The 23,121-nt window shown below is 58.0% G+C and carries 27 protein-coding genes; 15 read left to right on the top strand and 12 right to left on the bottom strand.

The window, feature by feature from the left end; translation table 11 throughout:
• The first annotated feature begins 6 nt into the window (after window positions 1-6).
• Window positions 7-204 carry a hypothetical protein gene (locus tag KDN35_RS14765; protein ID WP_171567313.1) on the top strand — a complete coding sequence of 66 codons (198 nt, stop codon included), beginning with the start codon at window positions 7-9 and terminating at the stop codon, window positions 202-204.
• Window positions 205-450: 246 nt separating this feature from the next.
• On the opposite strand, the gene KDN35_RS14760 is transcribed toward KDN35_RS14765, so the two are convergent.
• Together KDN35_RS14760 and KDN35_RS14755 are read right to left on the bottom strand one after the other, a co-directional pair.
• Window positions 451-1,731, bottom strand: coding sequence for a BaiN/RdsA family NAD(P)/FAD-dependent oxidoreductase (locus KDN35_RS14760; protein ID WP_212133091.1), 1,281 nt, complete (start codon window positions 1,729-1,731; stop codon window positions 451-453).
• A 76-nt stretch (window positions 1,732-1,807) separates the two neighbouring features.
• A complete protein-coding gene (locus tag KDN35_RS14755; RefSeq protein WP_171567520.1) occupies window positions 1,808-2,632 on the bottom strand; it encodes a GNAT family N-acetyltransferase in 825 nt (274 codons plus the stop codon).
• Window positions 2,633-2,781: 149 nt separating this feature from the next.
• Here KDN35_RS14755 and KDN35_RS14750 point away from each other — a divergent pair, with 149 nt between their 5' ends.
• Both KDN35_RS14750 and KDN35_RS14745 read left to right on the top strand, forming a co-directional pair.
• Window positions 2,782-3,858, top strand: coding sequence for a M42 family metallopeptidase (locus tag KDN35_RS14750; protein ID WP_171567521.1), 1,077 nt, complete (start codon window positions 2,782-2,784; stop codon window positions 3,856-3,858).
• A 12-nt stretch (window positions 3,859-3,870) separates the two neighbouring features.
• Window positions 3,871-4,386 carry a hypothetical protein gene (locus KDN35_RS14745; protein ID WP_212133090.1) on the top strand — a complete coding sequence of 172 codons (516 nt, stop codon included), beginning with the start codon at window positions 3,871-3,873 and terminating at the stop codon, window positions 4,384-4,386.
• Between the two features lie 47 nt (window positions 4,387-4,433).
• Here KDN35_RS14745 and KDN35_RS14740 read toward each other — a convergent pair whose 3' ends face one another.
• The 3 genes from KDN35_RS14740 to KDN35_RS14730 form a co-directional block, all read right to left on the bottom strand.
• Complete coding sequence (locus tag KDN35_RS14740) at window positions 4,434-5,792, bottom strand: HD domain-containing phosphohydrolase (RefSeq protein WP_212133089.1); 1,359 nt, start codon at window positions 5,790-5,792, stop codon at window positions 4,434-4,436.
• 174 nt (window positions 5,793-5,966) lie between these two features.
• Window positions 5,967-6,104 carry a hypothetical protein gene (locus KDN35_RS14735; RefSeq protein WP_171567524.1) on the bottom strand — a complete coding sequence of 46 codons (138 nt, stop codon included), beginning with the start codon at window positions 6,102-6,104 and terminating at the stop codon, window positions 5,967-5,969.
• The gene (locus tag KDN35_RS14730) at window positions 6,101-7,363 is read right to left on the bottom strand and encodes an MFS transporter (RefSeq protein ID WP_171567525.1); all 1,263 of its coding nucleotides are present in this window, start codon (window positions 7,361-7,363) and stop codon (window positions 6,101-6,103) included. The genes KDN35_RS14735 and KDN35_RS14730 overlap by 4 nt, the downstream gene beginning before the upstream one ends.
• 318 nt (window positions 7,364-7,681) lie before the next feature.
• On the opposite strand from KDN35_RS14730, the gene KDN35_RS14725 reads away from it, so the two are divergent.
• From KDN35_RS14725 to codY, 5 genes are all read left to right on the top strand, one after another.
• A complete protein-coding gene (locus tag KDN35_RS14725; protein ID WP_171567526.1) occupies window positions 7,682-7,906 on the top strand; it encodes a hypothetical protein in 225 nt (74 codons plus the stop codon).
• A 196-nt stretch (window positions 7,907-8,102) separates the two neighbouring features.
• Window positions 8,103-8,417 (top strand): YtrH family sporulation protein, encoded by a 315-nt coding sequence (locus KDN35_RS14720; RefSeq protein ID WP_029098722.1) that lies wholly within the window; start codon window positions 8,103-8,105, stop codon window positions 8,415-8,417.
• A complete protein-coding gene (locus tag KDN35_RS14715) occupies window positions 8,414-8,899 on the top strand; it encodes a sporulation membrane protein YtrI (RefSeq protein ID WP_212133088.1) in 486 nt (161 codons plus the stop codon). Before KDN35_RS14720 ends, KDN35_RS14715 begins: the two co-directional genes overlap by 4 nt.
• A gap of 136 nt (window positions 8,900-9,035) precedes the next feature.
• Window positions 9,036-9,812 (top strand): sporulation protein, encoded by a 777-nt coding sequence (locus KDN35_RS14710; RefSeq protein WP_171567528.1) that lies wholly within the window; start codon window positions 9,036-9,038, stop codon window positions 9,810-9,812.
• A 154-nt stretch (window positions 9,813-9,966) separates the two neighbouring features.
• Entirely contained in the window at window positions 9,967-10,737 is a 771-nt protein-coding gene (gene codY / locus KDN35_RS14705; protein ID WP_171567529.1) for a GTP-sensing pleiotropic transcriptional regulator CodY, read from the top strand.
• 84 nt (window positions 10,738-10,821) lie between these two features.
• Here codY and KDN35_RS14700 read toward each other — a convergent pair whose 3' ends face one another.
• Window positions 10,822-12,177: an MFS transporter gene (locus KDN35_RS14700; protein ID WP_212133087.1), complete on the bottom strand. Its 1,356-nt coding sequence runs from the start codon at window positions 12,175-12,177 to the stop codon at window positions 10,822-10,824.
• A complete protein-coding gene (locus KDN35_RS14695) occupies window positions 12,161-12,868 on the bottom strand; it encodes an ArsR/SmtB family transcription factor (RefSeq protein WP_212133086.1) in 708 nt (235 codons plus the stop codon). Before KDN35_RS14695 ends, KDN35_RS14700 begins: the two co-directional genes overlap by 17 nt.
• 209 nt (window positions 12,869-13,077) lie before the next feature.
• Here KDN35_RS14695 and KDN35_RS14690 point away from each other — a divergent pair, with 209 nt between their 5' ends.
• Entirely contained in the window at window positions 13,078-14,433 is a 1,356-nt protein-coding gene (locus KDN35_RS14690; RefSeq protein ID WP_171567532.1) for an MFS transporter, read from the top strand.
• Here the strand turns inward: KDN35_RS14690 and KDN35_RS14685 are convergent.
• Window positions 14,365-15,144: an SDR family NAD(P)-dependent oxidoreductase gene (locus KDN35_RS14685; RefSeq protein ID WP_171567533.1), complete on the bottom strand. Its 780-nt coding sequence runs from the start codon at window positions 15,142-15,144 to the stop codon at window positions 14,365-14,367. The genes KDN35_RS14690 and KDN35_RS14685 overlap by 69 nt on opposite strands.
• 142 nt (window positions 15,145-15,286) lie before the next feature.
• On the opposite strand from KDN35_RS14685, the gene KDN35_RS14680 reads away from it, so the two are divergent.
• Window positions 15,287-15,511: a DUF1540 domain-containing protein gene (locus KDN35_RS14680; protein WP_171567534.1), complete on the top strand. Its 225-nt coding sequence runs from the start codon at window positions 15,287-15,289 to the stop codon at window positions 15,509-15,511.
• Window positions 15,512-15,632: 121 nt separating this feature from the next.
• Here the strand turns inward: KDN35_RS14680 and KDN35_RS14675 are convergent, their stop codons facing one another.
• Entirely contained in the window at window positions 15,633-16,223 is a 591-nt protein-coding gene (locus tag KDN35_RS14675; protein ID WP_212133085.1) for a 5' nucleotidase, NT5C type, read from the bottom strand.
• 93 nt (window positions 16,224-16,316) lie between these two features.
• Between KDN35_RS14675 and KDN35_RS14670 the strand changes: the two genes are divergently transcribed.
• Entirely contained in the window at window positions 16,317-16,916 is a 600-nt protein-coding gene (locus tag KDN35_RS14670; protein ID WP_212133084.1) for a DUF456 domain-containing protein, read from the top strand.
• A gap of 78 nt (window positions 16,917-16,994) precedes the next feature.
• On the opposite strand, the gene KDN35_RS14665 is transcribed toward KDN35_RS14670, so the two are convergent.
• Complete coding sequence (locus KDN35_RS14665; protein WP_212133083.1) at window positions 16,995-17,525, bottom strand: DUF84 family protein; 531 nt, start codon at window positions 17,523-17,525, stop codon at window positions 16,995-16,997.
• A gap of 118 nt (window positions 17,526-17,643) precedes the next feature.
• On the opposite strand from KDN35_RS14665, the gene dapF reads away from it, so the two are divergent.
• Window positions 17,644-18,507 carry a diaminopimelate epimerase gene (gene dapF, locus KDN35_RS14660; RefSeq protein WP_212133082.1) on the top strand — a complete coding sequence of 288 codons (864 nt, stop codon included), beginning with the start codon at window positions 17,644-17,646 and terminating at the stop codon, window positions 18,505-18,507.
• Between the two features lie 316 nt (window positions 18,508-18,823).
• On the opposite strand, the gene KDN35_RS14655 is transcribed toward dapF, so the two are convergent.
• Window positions 18,824-18,970, bottom strand: coding sequence for a hypothetical protein (locus tag KDN35_RS14655; protein WP_171567539.1), 147 nt, complete (start codon window positions 18,968-18,970; stop codon window positions 18,824-18,826).
• Between the two features lie 274 nt (window positions 18,971-19,244).
• Between KDN35_RS14655 and KDN35_RS14650 the strand changes: the two genes are divergently transcribed.
• The 3 genes from KDN35_RS14650 to KDN35_RS14640 are packed head-to-tail and all read left to right on the top strand — an operon-like array spanning window position 19,245 to window position 22,446.
• Entirely contained in the window at window positions 19,245-20,396 is a 1,152-nt protein-coding gene (locus KDN35_RS14650; protein ID WP_212133081.1) for a cysteine desulfurase family protein, read from the top strand.
• Between the two features lie 18 nt (window positions 20,397-20,414).
• On the top strand, window positions 20,415-21,614 hold the full coding sequence (thiI, locus tag KDN35_RS14645; protein ID WP_212133080.1) for a tRNA uracil 4-sulfurtransferase ThiI: 1,200 nt from the start codon (window positions 20,415-20,417) through the stop codon (window positions 21,612-21,614).
• Window positions 21,615-21,672: 58 nt separating this feature from the next.
• On the top strand, window positions 21,673-22,446 hold the full coding sequence (locus KDN35_RS14640; RefSeq protein ID WP_212133079.1) for a fumarylacetoacetate hydrolase family protein: 774 nt from the start codon (window positions 21,673-21,675) through the stop codon (window positions 22,444-22,446).
• A gap of 81 nt (window positions 22,447-22,527) precedes the next feature.
• Here KDN35_RS14640 and KDN35_RS14635 read toward each other — a convergent pair whose 3' ends face one another.
• The gene (locus tag KDN35_RS14635; RefSeq protein WP_212133078.1) at window positions 22,528-22,812 is read right to left on the bottom strand and encodes a hypothetical protein; all 285 of its coding nucleotides are present in this window, start codon (window positions 22,810-22,812) and stop codon (window positions 22,528-22,530) included.
• Window positions 22,813-23,121 lie beyond the last annotated feature (309 nt).

Raw genomic sequence — 23,121 nt, 5'->3', positions numbered from 1 at the left:
GCGCAGATGATGCTGCCCCTGTTTCTCTTCGCTGTCGGCCTGCTGCTGATGTGGCAGCCCCGCACCAAACGCTGGCGTGCCCGCCTGCTCGCCCACTTCAACGGCGACGAGCAGCGTGTCAGGCAGCGGGCCAATACCTTTTTTCTCCTGGGATTCGCCTTCATCTTGACAGCGCTGGCCTACCTGTACCGGCTGACCATGTAGGGAGTGCCGTTGGCAGACAATGGCGGACGCGGGGATATAAGACTGGAAGGCAAAAAAAGGGAGCGCCGCCTGTTTCATCGACGCCCCGTGTAGGAAGATAAAGGGAGTAGAGGTGTGAGAACCCCGAAACTAGGGGGAGTAGGGGTTCAGCTGACTCTTTTCCAACGAAAAGAGTACCTGTTTCATAGTGTTCCCATTTTTTCTCAAACCAAACCTCTTCGTACAAATACGAAGAGGTTTTTTTCGTTATGTCAGTCCCAACGCCATCCGTGCGCTGTGGGTGCCGGCCACGAAGCCGGAGGAGAAGGCGATGGTGATGTTGTATCCGCCGGTGTGGGCGTGCACGTCCATCACTTCGCCGGCAAAAAACAGTCCGGCCATTCGCTTTGACTGCATGGTACGGGGATCAATTTCCTTGACGCTGACGCCGCCTCCCGTAATGAACGCCTCTTCGAGCGACAGGGTGCCGGTCACGGTCAGAGGCACCCCCTTGATCAGCCGGGCCAAGTCCAGCGACTGCTGTTTGCTCACATGGTGTCCGGTGCGATCCTCCGGGATGGAGGCCATTGCCAGCAGCAGGGGAATCATCCGTTCAGGCAAATAGCCCTTCAGCACGTTTTTTACCGCTTTTTTCGGCTGGTTCTCCAGGAAACGCCAGATGTCCGCAGCTACCTCGTCAAGGTGCTTCGCCGGCATCAGGTCGATGGTGAGCAGCAGCGGCGTGTCGCCCTGCTTCCGTTTCGTCACCGAGACGTAGTGGCCCATGCGCAGGGCAGCCGGCCCCGATATGCCAAAGTGGGTGAAAATCATGTCGCCCACCTGGGTCGTTACCTTTTTGCCTTTGGCGTCGTAAAGGGTCAATGCCACATCGCGCAGCGACAGCCCCTGAAGCGATTTGTCCCGGATGTACGGATCACTGGCCACCAGCGGCACTTCCGTTGGGTACAGTTCGGTGACCGTATGCCCCGCTTCCCGCGCCCAGGCATATCCGTCTCCAGTGGAACCGGTTTGCGGAACAGAGCATCCCCCGACGGCGATCACCACACAAGGGGCGTGCAGCCGCTCACCGCTTCGGAGCTGTACCCCTATCGTGCGACCGTCCGCGTACAGGACCCGCTCCACCGGACTGTTCAGGCGAATCTGCACCCCCTGCCGCTTCATTCGCTCGATCAGCGCATGCGCCACGGTAATCGCCTTGTCCGTGACGGGAAACATCCGGCCATGGTCTTCTTCCTTCAGGGCGACGCCCATCTCTTCAAAGAAGCGGATGATCTCCCGATTGCCAAACTGGGCAAACGCGCTGTACATGAATCGGCCATTGCCCGGCATCTGCTTGATCAGCTCGTCCATGTCCTTGGCGTTGGTCACGTTGCAGCGTCCGCCGCCGGAGATGATCAGCTTGCGTCCCAGCTTTTCGCCTTTTTCCACCAGGCAGACCCGCGCTCCTTCGCCGGAAGCGGCGATCGCAGCCATCAGCCCGGCCGGTCCGCCGCCGATGACGATCACATCGTATTCGCTTGCCTTCATGTCTTCTCGTCCTTTTTCGTTGTAATACATGCATCCCCCATTGTACCACAGCAAGAGGACGAGCGCTTTCGTCCGTTCAGCTCCGCAGAATGTCCTCCACCGGCCGCTTCTCCAGGACGTAGCGGACGATCGACTGATCCCGCAGAAGATCGGTCACCACATAGCCCTGCTCAAAGTAATGGGTAAACAGTGCGCGGGTCGCTTCCCGCCAGGCTGCAGCCGCGCCCATGTCTGCCTGTTTGACCGCCTGAAAATGAGCGGGGACTGACAGCAGCAGCCGCTCGTCGGAACGGTTCAGCCGGATGTCCCGCGGGCGGGGCAGCTCGCTGCTCAGGTCGCAGCACAGCACCTCCGGAACGGCGGCCGTGTCGGAGCGTTCAGGCTTACCTGTGCGGTGACGCTCCACCCGATCGCTGGCGATAAACCACTCAACCAAAAAGCGGTCAGTCGGCAGTCCCCGGTTCAGGTCGTCGTTCAGTTCGCCGTAACAGTTGGGGAGATAACGGCGGACGATGCCGCCCAGCTTGGCGATGTTCAGATAGCCGTTCACCGTCTCCAGCGGGTCGTACGTCCAGGTGATCTTGGGGTATCCGGCCTGAAGGGCTTCTTCCCGCTGCATCCATTTCATCCGGACGCCCAACCCCTGCTGGCGGTACTCGGGCAAAAATCCCAGCATGTGCGAGCACAGGTGCAATTCACCGTCCGTATAACCGGGAAAGCTGTACAAAAAGCCGATCATCCGGTCACCGTCGTAGGCGCCGAGAAAGAGGCCGCCAAACTTGGCGACGGTCAGCGTCATGTGCAGCGGAATCACGGATGAACCGCTCCAGATGGTGCCTTCCAACGCTTCCAGTGCATGCAGCTCCTCTTTGTCCGTCAATTTGCGAATCGTTATTGTCATGGCGTATATCCTCCATCCGTGTGTTTGTAAATCCATTCGGGGCGGATGCTCGTATTCCTGCCCGGAGCGGCGGTTGCATCCCGCTCCCCCCTTGGCTGATAATAATAGGGACGCGGTTTTGCCGCGTACAGGAGGAGGTTTTGGCCGGAATGAATCAGTTTCAGCTTGAGCTGTGGAAGAGATTGACCGAAGCGCCGGGAGTTTCCGGTTTTGAAGCGCCCGTGCGAACCGTTATGCGGGAGTACATATCGAGGTATACGCAGGAAATCGTCTGCGATAATCTGGGGAGCTTGTTCGGCGTGATGCGCGGGGATGAAAACGGGCCCCGCATCATGGCGGCGGGTCACTTGGACGAAGTGGGCTTTATGGTGACGCGGATATCGGACAAGGGATTCCTCTCGTTTCAAACCGTTGGCGGCTGGTGGGGACAGGTCCTGCTGGCCCAGCGGGTGCAGGTCCTGACTCCTGCCGGTGCGATCGACGGGGTGATCAGCTCCATCCCGCCGCACGTGCTGAGCGATGATCAGCGCAATCGGCCGATGGACGTTCGCAACATGTACATCGACATCGGCGTGGATTCACGCCAGGAGGCGGAGCAGCTGGGCGTCCGGCCGGGGCAGCCGGTGGTGCCGGTCTGTCCGTTTACCGTAATGGCAAATCCGAAGCGGCTGATGGCCAAAGCGTGGGACAACCGCTACGGCTGCAGCCTTGCGGTAGAGCTGGCCAAGGAGCTGCACGACTGCCCCAGCCACCCCAACGTGGTCTACGTGGGGGCCACGGTACAGGAAGAATTGGCGGGCGCCCGCGGAGCCAAGACGGCGGCGGCCGTAATCGAACCGGATCTGTTCCTGGCATTGGATGCGAGTCCGGCCGGCGACATCCCCGGCGTCAGGGAAGAGGGCGGAAAATTGGGCGGCGGCGTGCTGATGCGGCTGTACGACCCGGTCTTTATCCTGCAGCCGGGGCTGCGCGACTTTTTGATTGCGATTTGCGAAGAGGAGAACATCCCCTACCAGTTCTATGTCGCCAAAGGGGGCACGGACGCCGGACCGGTTCAGTACCACGGCCAGGGCGTGCCTTCCGCTGTGATCGGCATCCCGGCCCGCTATATTCACAGCCATGCGGCCATCATCGACCGGGACGACTACGAAGCGGCCAAGCGCCTGCTGTTTGCTGCCGTGCGCAAGCTGGACCGGGCGGCGCTGGACGCAATCAAGCCGCGCTAGGGGGAATGTGGCGTGAACGCTGTGACGTTTTACACCCGGCGTCAGGGCGAAGAGACGTCGTTTGAGTACAACTTCTACGACAACGGCTTTTCGCCGAGCAATCTGGCCGTCCGCAAAGTGCTGATGGCGATGCTGGAGAGCGTCGACCATCGCTTGACCCACCTGGAAGTGGAGTACAACGACGGCATGCTGGCCGACAAGGTGGGAGCGCGCCGGGCGGGTGAACTGCTCCGGTTTTTGGGGGCGTCCAAAACGAACATGAAAGAAACCTACAGCGGGAATGTGGTGGTCAGCCGCGTGTTTCGCGCCCCGCTGACGCCTGAGCGCTATGACTACTTTCACACCCTCCAGGATGTATCCCAGTTGTCCCACTACCGGCTGCAGGAGCAGGAGAAGGATCGGATTGTCTTTTACTTCACCCGTTATCTGCAGTTGATCGCGCCGCAACAGGAAGCGGAACGCTTTGCCGAGCGTCTGGATGCGTACGGCCTGCCGTACAGATGGGTGCCCATCGACAGGGGAGAGTGAAAAACAAACAGCCATGTTGCTCCAAGTGGAAAAGCAGCATGGCTGTTTTATAGCGGAATGCCCGATTTCCGATGGTAAGACGGCTGGGCCAGGGCGATTTCACGGTCGTCAAATCGGTCGAGCAAAAGCTGGTTGGCCCGTGAGATGTGATGGGCGTGATAGAACGTCTCTTCCGTCACGCTTTGAAAAAAGGCGTCCACCACTTGGGGACAAAACTGCGTGCCCGTGTTGCGGATGATTTCGTCGCACGCTTTGGAAAAGGAGAGCCCTTTCCGATAGGCGCGAGACGAGGTCATCGCGTCGAACGCGTCGGCGACAGCGGAGATCCGGGCGACGAGCGGAATGTCATGTCCCTTCAATCCATCGGGGTACCCTTTCCCGTCAAAGCGCTCGTGATGGTGACGGGTGATGACGAGAATCGTCTCGATCTGCTCTGAATCCTGCGTCCCGGCCTGGACAAACAGTTTGCGCAGCAGCGCTTCCCCGCGCACCGGATGGGCTTTGATGATCTCGTATTCTTCGTCCGTGAGCCGCCCCGGTTTCAGCAGTATGCTGTCCTCGATACCGATTTTGCCGATGTCGTGCAGCAGTCCGCCGGTGTACACCGTATCCAGCATCGCTTCGTCCATGCCCATCTGCTTGCCGATGACGCGCATGTAATAGGCGACCCGCTGGGAGTGGCCCGAGGTGTAGGCATCCCGCTCCTCCAGGGCGACTGCCAGCGACTTCAGGATGCTCTGGTTGGCTTCGGCCAGCTGTTCGCCGCGCCGCTTGGAGTTCAGCAGCAGCTTTTCCTGCCGCTGGGTCAGGTAGATCAGGATTGCCGTGATCAGGTAGTTGCCGGCCACCAGCATAATCAGCATCGCTTTGAAGATGGAAAATTGCTGATAAAATCGCTCTTCCGACGTCACAATGCCGACGTACCAGTCCCACTGCGGAAAGTAGCGGACGACGGAAATTCTGCTCTCGGGAGAAGCGCCGTCCGGGGGCTGCCACTGAAACGAGAGGTGGTGCTTACCTTCGTTCAGCACTTCCCGGATGAGATGATGCCCTTCCGGAGTGGGAAGGGTGTTCAGGTTTTGCCCTTCCCAATCGGCATGAATCGTCAGAATTCCTTGGGAGTTGAATGCAAACAGGCTTACTCCCTCACCCATCGTCAAGCGGGCAGCGCTGCTGTCGCGCGTGCCGTCAGGACGTTTGGGGCCGGCGAAGAATTCCTTCATTCGCTCTTCAGCTTCCGTGATGGTAAGGGAGCCTTCCTCGACCCGAGCGTTCACCAAGGAAAGGATCTGGAAAACAGTATCCAACTGCCTGTCCATCGCTTGCACTCCGTTTGTGTAGTACTGCAGTCGTGCTTGTGAGTACCCGAGGTACACGACGCAGGTAAACAGAATGGGCAGGAGCATGAGGAACCAGGGGTGAAGGCGCGTTTGGGTTGCAAATTTTAGAGGCAAGGCGCGACGTCCTTTCCGCATTTTGGTATTCTTCTCCCTCATAATAGGGCAAATCGACATAACCTTCAATAAATTCCCCGAATGTTGTCGAAAAATAGTGAAGGAGTGGTCGAACCACTCCTTCCGCTATGTCGAGGGGCGATTAGGCCCTTCCAGCTTCTTGTCCCCGTAGCCGGGGTTGTCGTTTTGCGTGGATGCAGGTTGGACGTTGCGCTCGGACCGTACGTCCTGATTGTTGGAAACGCGTTTTTCCGGCAGCTTCACGTCTTGCTTCCCTCCTTTCTGCCCGTTATGTGCAGCTCTCCCTGTGCGTCTGGCACTCTGCCCCGCTTGTGGCGCGGCATGGCGTACAGGGCAAACAGGCCGAGAATGGCCGCCAGCAGCACCGTTGTCAGCGCGTAGGCGATCCAGGGGTACGGACTGGCTACTCCGCCCAGCCGTTCCACCAGGGTGCCGCCGATGCTGGTGCCGAGTGCCGTCCCGATCCCGGAGACGAAGTTGGCCACACCGAAATAGGCGTTCAGCCAGTTCTCCTTGGCAAAATAACCGACCAGGCTGTCCAGGACGGGCAAAAACATCATTTCCCCAAGAATAAACAGCACGGCAGACGCGCTGAGTGTGGCGAATTGCCGGGCAAAGCCGATCCCGAACAACCCGGCGCCCAACAGCGCAATCCCCGCCACGAGCGCCAGATATGGATTGATCCGCGCCAGCACGAAGCGGGAGATAACACCTTGCAGCAGCACGACGCTGACGGAGTTGATGGTCCAGATCAGGCCAATCAGGGTCGAAGTGGAAAGCACGTGTTCGCCGCGCAGAGGGAGCACCAGGGCAAACTGGGCATAAAACGCCCAGATGAGCAGCGAGATGCCGGAGAACATCAGGAAACTGCGATGGCGCAGGATCTGCAGATATTCCGGCAGCGGCGTCCGGCGGCAGTCCGGACCGACGCATCGGTCGTTGGGCAGCGTCAGCCGCGTGATGACGGCCAGTGTGGCAAACACCAGCGAGGAGAGCAAAAAGGGCGTTCGTCCAAGGGCGGTCAACCAGGTGATGGTCAGCCCGGCGACAATAATCCCCAGATGGGCAAAAATGCCCCGCCAGGAAAAGGCGACAGTCCGCTCCTCCTCTGACACGGCGTCAGCAATCGTGGCCTTGATCGCCGGAGCGAGCAGCCCGACGCCCAGACCGTTTACGCCCGAAAACACGAGAAACTGCCAAAACGCCTGGCCAACGTGATAGCCGAGCATCGCCAGCCCCTGCAGCAGCGCGCCCGCTATCATGATGGAACGTCTGCCAAAGCGATCGGACAGAGGTCCCCCGAGAAGACTGGCCGCCTGATAGGCAATGCTTCCCGCCCCGAGAACCAGTCCGACCTGTGTAAGGGACAAGGTTCGCACGTTTTGCAGGAAGACGGGAAACACGGGGATGATCAGATAGGCGGCCACGTGCATGAAAAAAACCAGCGCCAAGAGCAGCGTGTAGGTTTTGTTTCGCCGGAGCGATTCCGTTCCCAAAATCATGGCGCCGCCTCCTTGTGACACAGTCTCTCCGATAGTATGGATGAACGCTGGCAAGAACTATGCACCTCTTTCAGCCGTTGGGCGAAAGCGGAAAATCGCAGTCAACAGGCGGCCGTCCAATCCATCCGGCTTTTTGCGACATATACCTAATACTGTATACGGCCATGGGCCGAACGTACGGCACACGGGTACAGGCTGGAGCAACGAGGAGGGACAGAATGAGAACATTATTCAAACACGAAGGATTTGAAGTCATCATCTGGATCCTGGTGATTATCTTTCTTCTCTCCATTTTCTTTGACGAAGGGATAGAGTAGGATGAGCGCATATCGCCCAATCAGCCGATTAAACCGTTACTACAAAACCAACAAGGGCTTCAGGGCTTGGGTACAGGCCAATGAACGGTGGTTCAAGGAAAATCCGGAAGTGTTCCAGCAGCTTCTGCACAATCCGAACATGGTTCACCTGTTCATGAACCTGATGGTCATGCAGGCGCCGCGCATCCAACGCAGGCTGGGCCGGATGAGACGAAAAAAAAGATGAAACGCACGGCATGTCAGCGACGGCATGCCGTGTGTTTTTGGGCAGGGACGAGCCGTGCCTGTGCGTTTGTCCCGGGAAATGGCGAGCCCTCCGGCAGTTTGGCATGTCCCCGTACTAGCCCCGGTGTTTTCTTCATATTTGCCTGACAAGCGGCGTAGGGATAAGCATACGCTGCCTTGTCGGGAGGAATGAAGGCATGTCTCAGGTGATACTTACCTTTTTTATCGCGTACGGGATCGTCGTTGGCGGGTCCCTTTCCGGCGGATTGGGCTATTTTCTGGCGGCAGAAAAACCGCCGCTCTGGTCGATGAAGGAACTGGCGGACCAGTTGAAGATCTGGGGGCTGGTGGGCGCTCTGGGCGGCACGTTTGACTCCTTTTTACAGATTGAAAAAATCCTCGTGGGCCACTTTCACCCCGTGGTAAAACAGTTGGTGATGATCGTGGTGGCGTTTCTCGGCGCCCATATGGGCACGATCACCGTCCAATGGCTGTGGCAGGTGCGTTCATGAGTGCAAGTCTGTGGAAGCGGTACGTCGCCCTGCTGGTGTTGGGCGCCATGTTGGGGGGGACGGGGGTGCTGCTGGTATACGGTCGGGAAATGGAGCAGATGCTGGTCCTGAACCAGAGTTTGCAAATGTTGACGGAAAAATTGCGGGAAGAGAACGAGGCGCTGAGGCAGACCCAGCGGGTGTCCCGCAAAAAGCAGGACGTGGTGATCGAGGAGATCCGCGTGGTCGTGCTGGAGCCGAAGCCGCACCCGACGATCGAGGTACAGGTGGCGCGCCATGTGGAAAAAGACCTCGCCTCCCTGAAGGGCAAAAAAGTAGAGCAGGTGGCCGGCGTGCACGAGGTGCTGCATGAAATGCTCAGGAGAAGGGAGTACGTGGTGGACGACGAGGGCACGATAGCCGAGGTGCGGGTGAAAACGGTGGCAATCAGCCGCGATCTGTTTCTGTTTGTCACAGTGGAAACGAAGCGGGAGGGGACCTGACGGCAAACAGACGAAATTGTAAAAAAAGAAAGTCTCCGCATGAAACTTTCTGCTGCACGACCCGTATAACCAAACTGAAACTCCGGCGGACGCGAACCGCAGCGGAGCAAACGGAACCAAAGGAGAGAATGAAGCGATGTCGATGTTCAAAAAGCTGCTGGCCAGCGTTGGGATCGGCTCCGCGCAGGTTGACGCCCGGCTGGAGCAGGATTCCCTCATGCCTGGCGACATGGTGAGAGGGGAAATCCACATAGCGGGCGGTGACGTGGCCCAGGAGATCGACGACATCTACATGTACGTCGTCACCCACTACGAACGGGAAGTAAACGACAGCAAGGTAAAAGAGGAGTGCATCCTGGTCAAGCACAGACTGTCCGAGCGCTTTACACTGCTGCCCAAAGAGCGAAGAGTGCTGCCGTTTGCCTTCCAACTGCCGTATGAGACGCCGCTGACGATTGGACGGCAGCCGGTCTATCTGCGGACCGGGCTGGACATCAAGAACGCCATTGACCCGGCTGATTCCGACTTCATCGAGGTTCGTCCGCATCCCTTGATGGCAAAGGTGTTGGACGCCATTCAACGGATCGGGTTCCAACTGTACAAAGTGGACTGCGAGTACAATCGCTACCTGGGTCGCCGCTATCCGTTCGTGCAGGAATTTGAATTCCGTCCGATCGGCCCGTACCGCAGCCGTCTGGAAGAATTGGAAGCCGTCTTTCACCTTCGCGATGGAGAGCTGGAAGTGCTGCTGGAACTGGATAAACGGGCGCGCGGTCTGCTGGGCGCTCTTGAGGAAGCGTTCAACCTGGATGAGCGCTATGCCCGCTTCCGCCTGACTGAGGCCGATCTGAACCGGCCGACTGATATGATCGCCGATCAGATAGAGGAAATCATTCGCCGCAACATACGCTAAGCACGGAAAAAACTGTCTGGCAAATTCTGCTCAGGCAGTATTTTTTTTGCCCTGCGCCTGTTCTTTTATTGTCTATTTTTTGATTTGCACGTATGAGCCGGGATTTTTCAGACAATACTGAGACCACAGAGAACCGCAAGGAGGAAAAAAAGGAATGAATTTACTGGAGAAAACGAGAAAGATTAATGTGATGCTGCAAAAAACGATGGGAGGCAGCGGTGTCGGCTACCACGACCTGGCCCGACTTTTGTCCGACGTCATCGACGCCAACGTCTACATCATCACTGCCGACGGCTCCATCATCGGCAGCGGACTGCAGCAGGATTTTGCCGTCGGTGAGCAGACGAAAGACTTGCTTCCTGCCGGCTATCATCAGCGGCTGCTGGAGGTAAGCCAATCACTGGCCAACGAACCGGTGCAAAGCCCCTACAGCATGGTGACGCCCGACTTGGTGTCGCTTTTCCCGCAGATGATGACCACCATCGTGCCGATCAACGCCGGAGGCAGCCGCCTCGGCACACTCGTCCTGCTGCGGGCGTACGGCCAATTTGAGACGGAGGATCTGATCCTGGCGGAAATCGGCGCCACCGTCATCGGCATGAAAATTGTCCGCCAGCGCACGGAGCAGATCGAAAGCGAGGTGCGCGACAAAACCTTTGCCAAAATTGCGCTCTCGTCCCTGTCGTACAGCGAGCAGATCGCTATCGAGAAAATCATGGAACAGCTCGATGCCAAGGAAGGGCTGCTCGTCGCCAGCCAACTGGCTGATCAGGCCGGCCTGACCCGCTCCGTCATCGTCAACGCGCTCAGAAAACTGGCCAGCGCGGGCGTGCTGGAGTCCCGCTCGCTCGGCATGAAAGGCACCTATATTAAAGTGTTGAACGACAAGTTTCCGGACGAACTGGCGAAATGGAAGACGTCGTAACACGCGGCGGCGCCTGCTTTCCGCAGGGAAGGGCGCGCATGACTGACTGCTTCGCCTTCAAAAAGGAAAACACACCCGCAGGCGTTACAGCGCTGCGGGTGTTTGTTCGTTGCGGCTGCCGTCGCCAGGTTGGTGCGGCTGCGGCGAGTCGGTCGTTTCCGCCGCCGTCCGGCCGGACCAGAGCGGATGCTCCTCCATTTGGCGAAACGACCGGAACAAAAGCAGGCTGAGGCCGACCGTCCCGAGTGACAGACCGCCGATCAAAAGCAGTGTGTCCGGAGCGGCCCACCTGCGCTCCAGGAGAACAGAGCAAAGCGCGTAGCTGACCGGGCCCAGACCGACCGACATCAGTGTAAGCAGCGACATCACCCTGCCCAACTTGGCGTCGGGAACGATCGTCTGTATGTAGGTGATCAGCGGAATGTTGGTCATGCTCATCGCCATGCCGACGGCGAACAGCATCGCCAGCCCAAACGCCAATTGATGCATGAACGAGACGGCGGCGATGCCTGCCCCCATCAGACCGACTATCAGGGGCAGGAACTTGTAGCGCCCGCGGAATCCGCCGCACAAGGCAGTGATGATACCGCCGGCGATGGTGCCTACGCCGAGAGCCGAACTGAGCGAGCTGTAGGCGCTGCCGTCCCAGCCGAGCTGCTTGACCAAAAGGGGCAGGCCCATGTTGACCGGACCGGAAAACATCATGTTGAGCACCAGGGACGTCCCGAAGATGATCGTCAGGATCGGGATGGAAAAGGTGAAGCGGATGCCTTCCCAGACGTCGCGGAAGTAGGAAGGCCGAGATGCACGCTGGTGATCCGATTCTGCCGAAGGCGCCGTTTGGGCGGGCTGGAGCCGGAGCGTGAAGAGAATCAGCGTACCGGCGAAAAAGGCGGCAGCCATGATCAAAAACATCGGCGGGTACGGTACGGTGTGCAGCAGCATGGCGGCGACCAGCGGACCGCACACCATGCTGAGCTGCTGCGAGATTTCCATCAGACTGTTTGCTCCGGCCAACTGGTCGCGGCCGACCACAAACGGCAGAATGGAACTGCGCGCGGGCCAGAAAAAAGCGTCCACCGTACCGAACAGGGCGGCCATCGCGTAGGCGGAGTAGGGAAGCAGTTGGTCATCGTCGTACATGAGCAGCAGGCCGAAGCCGGAGAGCACCATCCCCCGGGCCAAAATGGAGCCGACCATGATCCGTTTGCGGCTGATCCTGTCGGCAGCCACTCCGCCCGCCAGCATAAACACAAGGCGGGGAATGGACATGCAGATCAAGGTGGTGCCGAGCACGGTCTCCGATCCGGTCACGTCCACGATAAACCAGGAGAGGGCGACGAAGAACGCACCGTCGGCCAGCGCGGAAATCAGGTTGCCGAACCAGAGCCGGACAAACTGGCTGTTTTTCCACAGTGCGCGTTTAGTTGCCTGGGTCATATTCCGTTTTCCTCCTGCCCATTTTCCTTACCGTTACATCGTCTGCATGCACGAATCCCTCGGGCAGCGATTCATCGTCGGCCACGTAGATCTGCTCGTGGGTCATGAAGCCGACGCCGACGAAGTAAAACACTTCTCCCGTATCTTCCGCCTCCCCGGCCCTGATCCGCTGCAGGTGGCGTTCCTCCATCTCGTTCAATTCCGCAAGCAAGGCGTGATACTTTTTGATCCATGCCTTGATCTCGTCCCGCGGCGCCTTAACTTCCCCGTTGAAGGCGTAGAGCGGCGGTCGTTTTTCCTCTTCGGCAAAGAGCAGAAACGATTCGTCCGGCGCGTTGTACAGCCGCGTGATGCTGGTACGCAGGTGGTTGAGCATTACTTCTTGCTGTAAAAGGGTGTCCTCGCGCAGGGACGGCAGCAGGTCTTCGCTCACCTTGAAATCGAAGGCGACGGAACGGTAGAACTTCTGCACAATTCCGTTTTTCTCCTCGGTGCGGACCACGCGGACAAAGCCTTGTTGCTCCAACTCCTTCAGATGGTAATGAACCTTGGAAGGAGAGAGAGAAAGCATCCCGGCCAACTGTTTTCCCGTGTACGCATCTTTGGTCAGCAGCGTGATCATTTCCAGGCGCAGCGCGTCACTAATGGCGCGGAGTTGTTCCAGACTTTCGATGACCATATAACGTTTCAAGAAATAATCACCCTCTTAAAATCATTTGAACATTACGGTATTATCGAAACGTTCAAATTTGTTTGAACGAATTTTATCAAATAAACCTGCAAGTTTTCAAGCATGTATTTCGAATAGTGATGGAGTTCCTATTAATAAATATAATAATTGAAAAAGTTTAGAAAAATGGCTACAATAATGCTCAAATCGGAAAGAAAAGGAAGATTGGCGTGAAGGAACTGTGGAGGCAATCGTCGTTTCGCTGGTACTGGGTGGGACTGTTTTTGTCCGGCCTGGGCAATCAGTTTGGATGGATGGCCTTGACCTGGTTTGTGATGAACAAGACCGGTTCGTCTGCCGCCATGGGGGGTGTCGTCCTGGCATACAACATCCCCGCAGTGCTTGCCGGGCTGGTCGCCGGGGTTCTGCTGGATCGCTTTGACCGGCGGCAGCTGATCATGCTGGACAACGTGCTGCGCGGCCTGATCTTTTTCACGCTGGTGCTGCTGCTGCAGATGGAGGGGACGCCGCTGTGGCTGGTATACGTACTGATCGTCATCGCCGGGATGCTCTCACCCCTCAGCAGCGCGGGTGCCCAGACCCTGCTGCCCCGGCTGGTGACGGACAAATCCCTGCTGGTCAAGGCGAACGGTCTGATGGAAAGCCAGTGGCAGATTAACTATCTGTTCGGGCCCGCTGCGGCCGGGGTATTGATCGCCTGGATCGGGGCGGCCAACGTGCTGATTGTGGACGCCATCGGCTTTTTCCTCTGTGCCTTTTGTTTTTCCCGCCTGAAGCCGGCCGCGGGAGTGGACAGTTTCTCTGTCGAGCGGATGGACGAAAAAGAGGCAGAGGAGATCCAAGGGAAGGCGGCGGAAAGCAGCGGGAGTGTGGTCGCATTCGGTCCGTTCCCGCGTTCGCTGATCGCCGACATCCGCACCGGTTACTGTTACCTGCTGGGGCGCCGCCGCCTGTTGTGGCTTGTGCTGTTCACCTTTTTCTTCAACATGGCGTACGGCCCGGTGGAGGTGGGGCTGCCGCTGTACGCCAATAACGATCTGGAAGGCGGAGCAGTCTCGCTCGGACTGCTTTGGTCCGCCTTGGCGGCGGGGGCGCTGCTCGGGTCGATCCTGTTTTCCGCTGTTACCTGGAAACTCCCGACCGGCGTGACGCTGGCGGCCATCATCGGCGTGTGGGGGATCACGACGCTGCCGCTTGCCCTGTTTACCCGCGTCGAGGTGGCGATGCTGGCGATGGCGCTGGCCGGACTCAGTTTTTCACCCTACAACATCTTGTACCGCAGTCATCTGCAAAAACACGTGCCCGAAGAACTGCTGGGGCGGGTGCTGACCAGCGTCCGCACGATTACGGGGACGGGCATGCCTGCCGGGGCGGCTGCTGCCGGCTGGCTCATCCCCGTATGCGGAGTGCAGGGAATGTTCGGCGCTGCCTCCGTCGTCTGCGTGGTGACCGGTCTGCTCGCGTATGTGGCGCTGCGGCGGCTGGATGAGCCGGAGCTACTTCCGGTTCAGCAGGGGGGCGAGGAGGCGCTTCACGCCATGGGGCAGCATCGTGTAGAGCAGTGACAGGAGATGCAGCCGGAGGGGCATGGCCACTTCCGGCTGCTTTGCTTCCACAGCCCGGATGATTCGAGCCGCTGTCTGCTCCGGCGTCAGGAGATAGCGGCGGACTTTTTCCCGGTACGCGCCTGTCTGGTCTGCCCGCTGCAAAAACGGCGTGTCGATCGGTCCGGGCATGGCGCAGGTGACGTGGATGCCGCTGTCTGCCAACTCATGGCGCAGTCCCTCGCTCAGCCGGATCACGGCTGCTTTGCTGGCGGCGTACACGGCCGCTTTTGCCGTCGCCACCTGGCCGGCGAGCGACGCGATGTTTACGATGTGGCCGGAGCGGGCCGCAAGCATCATCGGCAAAAACGCGCGGATCACATACAGCGGACCGGCGATGTTGGTAGCCAGAATGGTTTCCAGCTGGTCTTGGCCCATCTCGGCCAGCGGAACGAATACGGCGGTGCCTGCGTTGTTGTAGAGAAGGTCGCAGCGGCCAAAGCGAAGCTGTACCCAGTCGGCAAAATGCTGCACGGCTTCGTTGGCGGTGACGTCGAGCTGATGGAGAAACAGGCGGTCGGACGCACCCAGACGTTCGTGCATCGCTGCCAGACTGTCCATGGATCGGCCGGTCGCGACCACGGTATCTCCTTTTGTCAGGTGAAGTCTCGTCAGTTCCTGCCCGAGACCGCCTGCTGCGCCGGTAATGACGACGATGCGCGGGTTGCTCATGAAACAGGTCTCCTTTCGCGAAACATGCCAGGAAGGCGGCAGTCATGGTTTTGCCGAACGGCGTGATGTCAAGGAAGCCTTAATTTGCGGGGGTATAAGCTGTATGTGCGTGGTAAAGGATAGCCTCTAGGAGGTGAGACACATGCCCATCGTAAAATGCAGCGTTTCCAACTGCGAATACTGGAGCGAAGGCAACAACTGTTCCGCCGAGATGATCATGGTGGAAATTGACAGTCACGCCCACGCAAATTTTAAGGAAGAGTTTGCCGGTGAGTACGGACACGACAGCCAGCACAAGGATCAGGTGAACGACTCCTCCCAAACCTGTTGTCACACGTTCAAACCGAAGAAAGACGAGAAAAAGTAAGGAAAAAAGACGTATCCCGTGCCGGGGATGCGTCTTTTTTCCATGTGCTGCAGGCTGCACTCTGTCCCATCGCCGCCGTCTCAGCGGGAACGGCACTCTCACCGTTGAGCGGGTGGCCGCTTTACGCGTTGGCCTTTTCCAGCGCCAGCTGCTCCACCAGGGTGTCCACCTGCTCCCAGGAGGTGACCCGTTGCACCAGACTGGGGAGCGTGCCCTGGTTGTACGGAGTGTCGAACAAAAAGACCGGGATGGAGAGGGCCTCAGCCAGCTGCAGCGCGTTTTCCAACCGGTCTTCCAAAAACAGGTCCACCTGCCACTTTCGGGCGGCGGCCAGCTTGTCGTGCGAACCGATCAAATCCATATGGTGGTACGGAATCTGATAGCGGGAGAACCACTTTGTGGTGACCTCCAGATGACGGGCTTCGCGGGCGCTGATGTACACCAGTTTGTGCCGCTTGTACCACTGGCGCAGCACCCGGTCGGCCGCGCCGTGGACAGGGGCGACGTCGTACAGGCGCTCGCCGTGCTTGTCCAGCCAGTCTGCAAAGATTTCGTCGCTGATCCCGTAGACCGTGGCCAGATTGTAATCAATACAGTCTTCGTATCGCAATTGTTTGCCAAAGCTTTCATTCATCAGAGGGACAATGCTGCTCGGCTCCGTGACAGTGCCGTCAATGTCGATGCCAATCGTTAGGGGGTTCTCTGGTTTCATCCTCTCGCCTCCAGTTTAAATTGTACACCCTCGGCAGAGAATAAGGCTACTTCCTTCATCACAATCCTTTTGAAAAAAGGGGCTGAGCATGGCATGGCGTACGATCGAGACGAGCGTGTGAATGCCGAGCAGAAGGAAGGAGAAAACGGCCTGACGGAGATGTTCGATCAGCGGGATACCGAGTTCGCCGACTCCTGGATGGGGGCTGTGTTGGATGAAAATGCCGCCCGTTCCCGAGGGAACATCCAGTATGATCCCTACTCCCAGACGGAACGTTACCTGGGAGAACAAAACGTGGACACGGCAGGAGCCGATCTGACACAGCAGGCAGACCGGGAAGGGGAGAAACGGGGGGACAACCGCCAGGATGACTCCACCCTGAACGGGAACGACGTGGAAACGGCCGCGGAAATTGCCGAACCCGTCCGGAACACGCGCACCACTGACACGCGCACCACTGACGACGTCGACACGCAGGCTGACGGCGGAGCCAGCGGGATTGGTTGGACAGGATTGGGCTTGTCCATTCTGTCGCTGTTTCTGCTCCCGTATATCGTCGCTCCGATTGGCGTGGTGCTGGGATACCTGGCGTACCGGCGAAACGCTCGTACACTCGGGGTCTGGGCGATGATCGTAGGGGCGATTGCCATTATTGGCGCGCTGATCATCTACCCGTATTACATCGCCCGATGACGGTGGCGCCTCGTCGAAAAAACCTCTCCGGTGACGGAGAGGTTTTTTCCTGTCTGATCGGTTCGGTCGTCCGGGGACTTATCGGTACAAAGCGGAGACGAACGGGGTGACGGCGGCGGTGACGGCGTCGCGAAACACCTCGGAGCGCCGGATTCGTCCTTCCGTCAACAATCCGTAAGCGCCGCCGCGCTGATTGGTTCCCGTGGTGCCGCTCCACTCGTCGATGATCGTCCGAAGCTCGATGCCTTCCTGTTTGATCCGTTCCACCGCCGAGTTTGGGATGGGAAAAAACAGTCCCTTGCCCAGGCAAAGCCGCCTGCCGTCCCAAGCGGCGCAGACGGAGAGCAGATACCATTGATTCGTGTACCGATCGTCAAACGTCAAGCCCCCTTCCAGCCCCAAGCCGATGTCGGCGTTCGGGACCCGGTCCAACACCGCTTTGGCCCGGTTGATCGCCCCTGTGATCGTCTCTTCCTCGGAAAGCGGCTGGGCGGAGATGCCGGACGGCACCGCCAGACAGATCGGTTCCGTTCCTGTCGCCAACACGACTGCTGTCCGTTTCGCCTGATTGACTGTGCCCAGTGCGAAGCGCAGCGCGGACATATCCATGCCGCACACCTCCTGCTGCAGATTGGCTAGGGGTAGTATACCACTTTCCCACGTCCAGGGCTTCTGTGGTAAGATAAAGCGAGAAATACAATTTCGGAGCAAAAATGAGGGGCGAACCATGAAATTTACCAAAATGCACGGACTGGGCAACGACTACGTATACGTGGACTGTTTTTCCGAACCGCTGACGGGCGTGGATCTGCCGGAACTGGCACGGCGGGTCAGCGACCGCAACTTTGGCATCGGCAGTGACGGTTTGATTCTGATCATGCCCTCGGAGCAGGCTGACTTTCGCATGCGGGTCTTCAACAACGACGGCAGCGAAGCGAAAAACTGCGGCAACGGCCTGCGCTGCGTGAGCAAATACGTGTACGACCACGGATTGACGGACAAGACGTCGTTTTCCGTAGAAACGCTGGGCGGCATCGTCACTCCGTCCGTAACGGTGGGCGTCGACGGCAAGGTGGAGCTGGTGACCATTGACATGGGGGAACCGCAATTTGTCCGGTCGGCCATTCCCATGACCGGAGAGCCGGGGGAACGAGTGATCGGCCAGCCGCTCACCATCGACGGCCGCACGTTTACGATGACTGCCGTCTCGATGGGCAATCCTCACGCCGTGCTGATTGTCGATGAGCTGAACGAAGCGGACGTGGTGAAGTACGGACCGGTCATCGAGCGGCACGAGTGGTTCCCCGAGCGCACCAATGTGGAGTTCATTCAGGTGCTGAACCGGCAGGAAGTGCTGTTCCGCGTCTGGGAACGCGGTTCGGGAGTGACGCTCGCCTGCGGCACGGGAGCGTGTGCAGCGGCGGTGGCTGCCAGCCTCAGCGGCTTGACCGACCGGACTGTAACTGTACATCTGGCGGGCGGGGATTTGGTGGTCGAATGGCGGGAGAGCGACAACCGCGTGTACATGACCGGCCCTGCAACAGAGGTATATTCCGGCGTCTATCACGGTTCGCTTCCGTATACAGGCTGACTTAAAAAGCATAAATCGTTGGCCGAGGCCGTCCCTTTATTACATAGGGGACGGCTTTTTTGGCAAAGGAACAGCCGCACATGCGCATACTACGGAATAAAAGCTAAAGCGAGGTACTCTGATGGCGGCAAAGTTTGCATATGTAATCGCGACGATCGTCGGGTTGCTGATACTGATCGGGTACGCATACTGGCGGAGCGTGAGGCGGTAAGGGGAAATCATTGACCGGGGCGAAGGCGTAAAAAAGCGTGGAAGTCGGCACAAACAGTCGTGCTTCTTCCACGCTGGCAGGTAAGGCTAAGGCAAAGGCAAAGGTTCACCCGTTGTACACCTCGTTCAGGTAGACCGTCACCGTTTCATCAGACTGCTTGCTGCCCAGCTTCGCCAATTCGGCACGCAGCCTTCTCAGTTCTGCCTCCATTTTGCGGATTTTCTCTTCCATCTCCATTGTCCGTGTTGTCATGGTGCTTCTCTCCTTCGCTTCTCGTTCTCTAAATTTATTGACTATTCTAACGAATGGACATTGCTGTGTAAAGAGCCCGCCTGCCAATGTAAGCGCTTGTGTTTGTGAACAATTTGTGAAGGTTTTTGCCGCTTTTTTCTCCCCGGCGTTGTTCCCCGCCGAAAAGTGGGAGAAAATAAGGGGAAGTATGCTCCCGGCTATATGTTGATCGGAACTGTCGTGTTATGATGAAAAGTAGACTTTGGGCGAACAGCCCTCAGGAAGGTGTGGACTGGTGATTTATTTGGACAACAGCGCCACGACTCGTCCTCATCCGCAGGTGGTTGAGGTGGTCAAACGGGCGATGGAGACCTACTATGGGAATCCGTCCTCGCTGCATCAAAAAGGGCTCGAAGCAGAGAACATCCTGAAGCAGGCACGCGCGGTAGCCGCCCGTTTCCTCGGGTGCAAACCGTCGGAAATCATCTTTACGTCCGGCGGCACCGAGAGCAACAACGCTGCGATCAAAGGTGTGGCCATGCAGTTTCAGAGCCGGGGAAGACATATCATTACGACGAGCGTGGAGCACCCTGCCGTCTATGATGTATGCAAGCAGTTGGAAGAGTTCGGTTTTTCCGTTACGTATTTGCCGGTTGACAGCGCGGGTCGTGTCTCTGTGGAAGACCTGAAACGGGCGATCCGGTCGGATACCATTCTCGTTTCCGTCATGCACGTAAACAACGAGTTGGGGACGGTGCAGCCCATCGCCGAGATCGGCGCCCTGCTGAAGCAGCACCCGAAAATTCTGTTCCACGTCGACGCCGTGCAAAGCGTCGGCAAACTGCCGATTCGCCTGAAGGAGTGGGGCATCGACCTGCTCAGCGTATCGGCCCATAAATTTTACGGACCGCGTGGCGTCGGCATCCTGTACAAACGGGAGGGATTGATTCTCCAGCCGCTGTTGATGGGCGGGGGGCAGGAGGGTGGTTTCCGCTCCGGAACGGAGAATCTGCCAGCCATCGCCGGCATGGCCAAAGCAATCCGATTGCTGGAAGAGATGGGGCCGGAAGAACCCGCCCGGCTGGCGTCCATCACCCAGGTGCTGCGGCAGGGATTGGCCGAGATTCCCGGATGCGTCGTCAACACGCCAAGCGAGGGAGCGGCCCCTCACATCGTCAACGTCTCGTTTCCCGGGATGAAGGCGGAAGTGCTGCTGCACGCGTTGGAGGAACGAGGCTACCTCGTTTCCACCAAATCAGCCTGCTCCTCCAAGGCAAACGAGCCCAGCCGGGTATTGATGGCTGCTCTGCAGGACAGGGAGCGGGCACTGTCGGCCATTCGCATCAGCGTGGGACGGGAGAACACCATTGAGGAGGCGCGGGCATTTGTTGCTGCCGCTTCTGAGTGTGTCGCCAGCATCCGTCCTCATATGAAAGCAAAAGCGTAACATGTAAAGGAGCAAACCATGAAGTACGATGTCATTTTGATTCGTTACGGCGAACTGGCGTTGAAAGGCCGGAATCGCGATTTGTTTGAAGCAGCCTTGGTGCAGAGCGTCAAAAGCGTGCTGCGCCCGTTTGCCAACATCAAGGTGCGCCGCAACTACGGCCGCATGTACGTGGAACTGCACGGAGAGGACGCCCATGCGGTGGTGGAGCGGCTGCGCCGTGTATTCGGCATCTCCTCCATCAGCCCCACCGTTCAGGTGGAGCCGGATGAACAGGCGATCAAGGCGAAGGCGTTGGAGCTGATCCGCCATCTGCAGCCGCAGCCGAAAACGTTTCGGGTGGAGACCCGCCGCGCGGACAAGCGTTTCCCGAAACAGTCGATGGAAGTAAGCCGCATGGTGGGAACGCATATTTTGCGCAATATCCCGGAAATCAAGGTGGATGTTCACCAACCGGAAGCAGTCGTGAACATTGAGATTCGCGCCGAGGGCACGTATATCAGTTGTGAGACGATTCCCGGTCCCGGCGGTCTGCCGGTCGGCTCCGGCGGCAAGGTGCTGCTCTTGCTCTCCGGCGGGATTGACAGCCCGGTTGCCGGCTGGAAGATGATGAAGCGGGGTGTCACCCTGGAAGCGATTCACTTCCACAGCTATCCGTTTACCAGCGAACGGGCCCTGCAAAAAGTCCGCGATCTGGCCCAAAAGCTGGCCCTCTGGGGCGGGAACGTGCGGCTGCACGTCGTTCCGTTTACGGAGATTCAGACGGCCATTCGCGAGAAGTGTCCGGAAGACTACCTGATCACCATCATGCGCCGATTCATGATGCGGATTGCCGAGCAGGTTGCCGCCAGAACCGGTGCCTTGGCGCTGGCGACCGGTGAAAGCCTGGGCCAGGTAGCGTCCCAGACGCTGGAGAGCATGAACACGATCAACAAGGTCGTCTCGATTCCGATTTTGCGTCCGCTGATCGGGATGGACAAGACAGAGATCACCGACATTGCCCGGCGGATTGATACGTACGAGCTGTCCATTTTGCCGTACGAAGACTGCTGCACCATTTTTACGCCGAAAAATCCGGTGACCCGGCCCAAACCGCATGTAGCAGAGCGGTTCGAGGAAAAACTGGACGTGGCGGCGTTGGTGGAGGACGCCGTAAACCGCACCGTAATCGAGGAAATTACGGCGGAGCCGCGGGAAGCGGCAACCGACCTGTTCTAAAGCTAAAGCGGCAAAAGACAGATATGAGCGACGGAATCAATCCAGGGAGGGGAAGCCCATGATCATCCGCTATGAACGAAACGGCAAGGTCAAGCATGGCTGGATGGTGGAATCGGAAAACAAGGTGCGGGTGATTGAAGGAGACATCTACAAAGTGAAAGCGGCCAAGCCCATCATGACGGGTCTGGAACTGCCGCTTGACGAGATCGTGCTGAAAACGCCCTGCACCCCGAGCAAAGTGGTCAGCATCGGTCTCAACTACCGGGACCGCGCGGAAGAGATGGGGATTCAACCTGCGGCGGAACCGGCGATTGCTGTGAAGCCTTCCGTTCAGCTGGCTGGACCGGACGAGTCGCTTGTGTTCCCAGGACGGCCTTACTCCCTTCAATTTGGAGGGGGACTGGCTGTCGTTATCAAAAAAGAGGCGCGTCACATCACTGCGGAAGAAGCCGACGAGTACATTCTCGGGTTTACCTGTGCGATTGACGTTGCCGGTGTGCAGCAGCACGGCGGGCAGCAGACGAAACCAGGGGAAACGGACTCGATTTGTGCATTGGGACCGGCGATCGCCGCCAAGCTGGATTACGCCGATTTGCGCATCGTGACCCGCGTCAATGGGGAGGTGCGGCAGGATTCCAGCACCAAGCAGATGATCTTCTCCATCCCTCGGTTGCTGGAGGCGGTATCCTCCGTCGTGACGCTGCTTCCGGGTGATGTAATGTTGACCGGTACGCCTGCGGGAGCGAGTGAACTGCACCCGGGAGACGAGATTTCCGTGACAGTGGAAGGTATCGGCACGCTGACGACACGCGTGTCAGTCGGCATGGATTAGGATTTGTATCAACACACCAAACAAGACCCCTTCACAGAGTGGGAGGGGTCTTCTTTTGCAGTGCCGGACGATTATGAGTGATTACAGCGGCTCCTCGTTCATTCCCGGTTCGTCGTGAACGGGATGGGCGCTCTCGTCTTGACGCGGGAGGTTTTGATGGAAATTGCGATATTCGTAATTGAAGTTGGAGATCGCATGCTGGCCGGGTTCCCATCCGGTCGCTTTGCCCAATTTGTCATTTGTGGCAGCGCCATACGGACCTTCGGGAAACTCTTCGGGGATGATTTCATTGCGCTGCGATTCCACCACGGAGAGTTCACTGTAACGCTGATTGTCGTATTCCTCATACGTTGGTTTGGGGGCCATGCCGCCACCCTCCTTTCTTGCGGAAACGTCCTACGGCTAGTGTGAAATAAAAAAGGAACCGATATTCGTTTTTTCTCTTGACCTGCGGTGGTAATTCATATATATTTAAAAACTGTTGTGAGCAATCAAGTCCACTTAAAAAGCTCACGTAAAAATTTAAAAAAACCCTTGACTCAGTGAATGGGTTTTTGTTATATTAAATCTTGTCGCCGCTGAGCGAGAAGGAAAATAAAAAAACTTCTTGCAATAGCGAAGATGAGTATGATATAATAAAAAAGTCGCGCTTGAGCGACTGGGATTAATGGATGT

Source organism: Brevibacillus sp. NL20B1 (assembly GCF_018195675.1).
GTDB classification, from domain to species: domain Bacteria; phylum Bacillota; class Bacilli; order Brevibacillales; family Brevibacillaceae; genus Brevibacillus; species Brevibacillus aydinogluensis.
This window is presented reverse-complemented; position numbering and strand designations above follow the sequence as displayed.

Coding starts and splice junctions, on each gene's coding strand:
- KDN35_RS14665 (WP_212133083.1), bottom strand. CDS start 17,525: ATGGATATGTCCGCGCTGCGCTTCGCACTGGGCACAGTCAATCAGGCG.
- KDN35_RS14655 (WP_171567539.1), bottom strand. CDS start 18,970: ATGACAACACGGACAATGGAGATGGAAGAGAAAATCCGCAAAATGGAG.
- KDN35_RS14710 (WP_171567528.1), top strand. CDS start 9,036: ATGTCGATGTTCAAAAAGCTGCTGGCCAGCGTTGGGATCGGCTCCGCG.
- thiI (WP_212133080.1), top strand. CDS start 20,415: ATGAAGTACGATGTCATTTTGATTCGTTACGGCGAACTGGCGTTGAAA.
- KDN35_RS14685 (WP_171567533.1), bottom strand. CDS start 15,144: ATGAGCAACCCGCGCATCGTCGTCATTACCGGCGCAGCAGGCGGTCTC.
- KDN35_RS14730 (WP_171567525.1), bottom strand. CDS start 7,363: ATGATTTTGGGAACGGAATCGCTCCGGCGAAACAAAACCTACACGCTG.
- KDN35_RS14715 (WP_212133088.1), top strand. CDS start 8,414: ATGAGTGCAAGTCTGTGGAAGCGGTACGTCGCCCTGCTGGTGTTGGGC.
- KDN35_RS14750 (WP_171567521.1), top strand. CDS start 2,782: ATGAATCAGTTTCAGCTTGAGCTGTGGAAGAGATTGACCGAAGCGCCG.
- KDN35_RS14640 (WP_212133079.1), top strand. CDS start 21,673: ATGATCATCCGCTATGAACGAAACGGCAAGGTCAAGCATGGCTGGATG.
- KDN35_RS14635 (WP_212133078.1), bottom strand. CDS start 22,812: ATGGCCCCCAAACCAACGTATGAGGAATACGACAATCAGCGTTACAGT.
- KDN35_RS14755 (WP_171567520.1), bottom strand. CDS start 2,632: ATGACAATAACGATTCGCAAATTGACGGACAAAGAGGAGCTGCATGCA.
- KDN35_RS14765 (WP_171567313.1), top strand. CDS start 7: ATGATGCTGCCCCTGTTTCTCTTCGCTGTCGGCCTGCTGCTGATGTGG.
- KDN35_RS14675 (WP_212133085.1), bottom strand. CDS start 16,223: ATGAAACCAGAGAACCCCCTAACGATTGGCATCGACATTGACGGCACT.
- dapF (WP_212133082.1), top strand. CDS start 17,644: ATGAAATTTACCAAAATGCACGGACTGGGCAACGACTACGTATACGTG.
- KDN35_RS14760 (WP_212133091.1), bottom strand. CDS start 1,731: ATGAAGGCAAGCGAATACGATGTGATCGTCATCGGCGGCGGACCGGCC.
- KDN35_RS14720 (WP_029098722.1), top strand. CDS start 8,103: ATGTCTCAGGTGATACTTACCTTTTTTATCGCGTACGGGATCGTCGTT.
- KDN35_RS14725 (WP_171567526.1), top strand. CDS start 7,682: ATGAGCGCATATCGCCCAATCAGCCGATTAAACCGTTACTACAAAACC.
- KDN35_RS14670 (WP_212133084.1), top strand. CDS start 16,317: ATGGCGTACGATCGAGACGAGCGTGTGAATGCCGAGCAGAAGGAAGGA.
- KDN35_RS14700 (WP_212133087.1), bottom strand. CDS start 12,177: ATGACCCAGGCAACTAAACGCGCACTGTGGAAAAACAGCCAGTTTGTC.
- KDN35_RS14740 (WP_212133089.1), bottom strand. CDS start 5,792: ATGCTCCTGCCCATTCTGTTTACCTGCGTCGTGTACCTCGGGTACTCA.
- KDN35_RS14680 (WP_171567534.1), top strand. CDS start 15,287: ATGCCCATCGTAAAATGCAGCGTTTCCAACTGCGAATACTGGAGCGAA.
- codY (WP_171567529.1), top strand. CDS start 9,967: ATGAATTTACTGGAGAAAACGAGAAAGATTAATGTGATGCTGCAAAAA.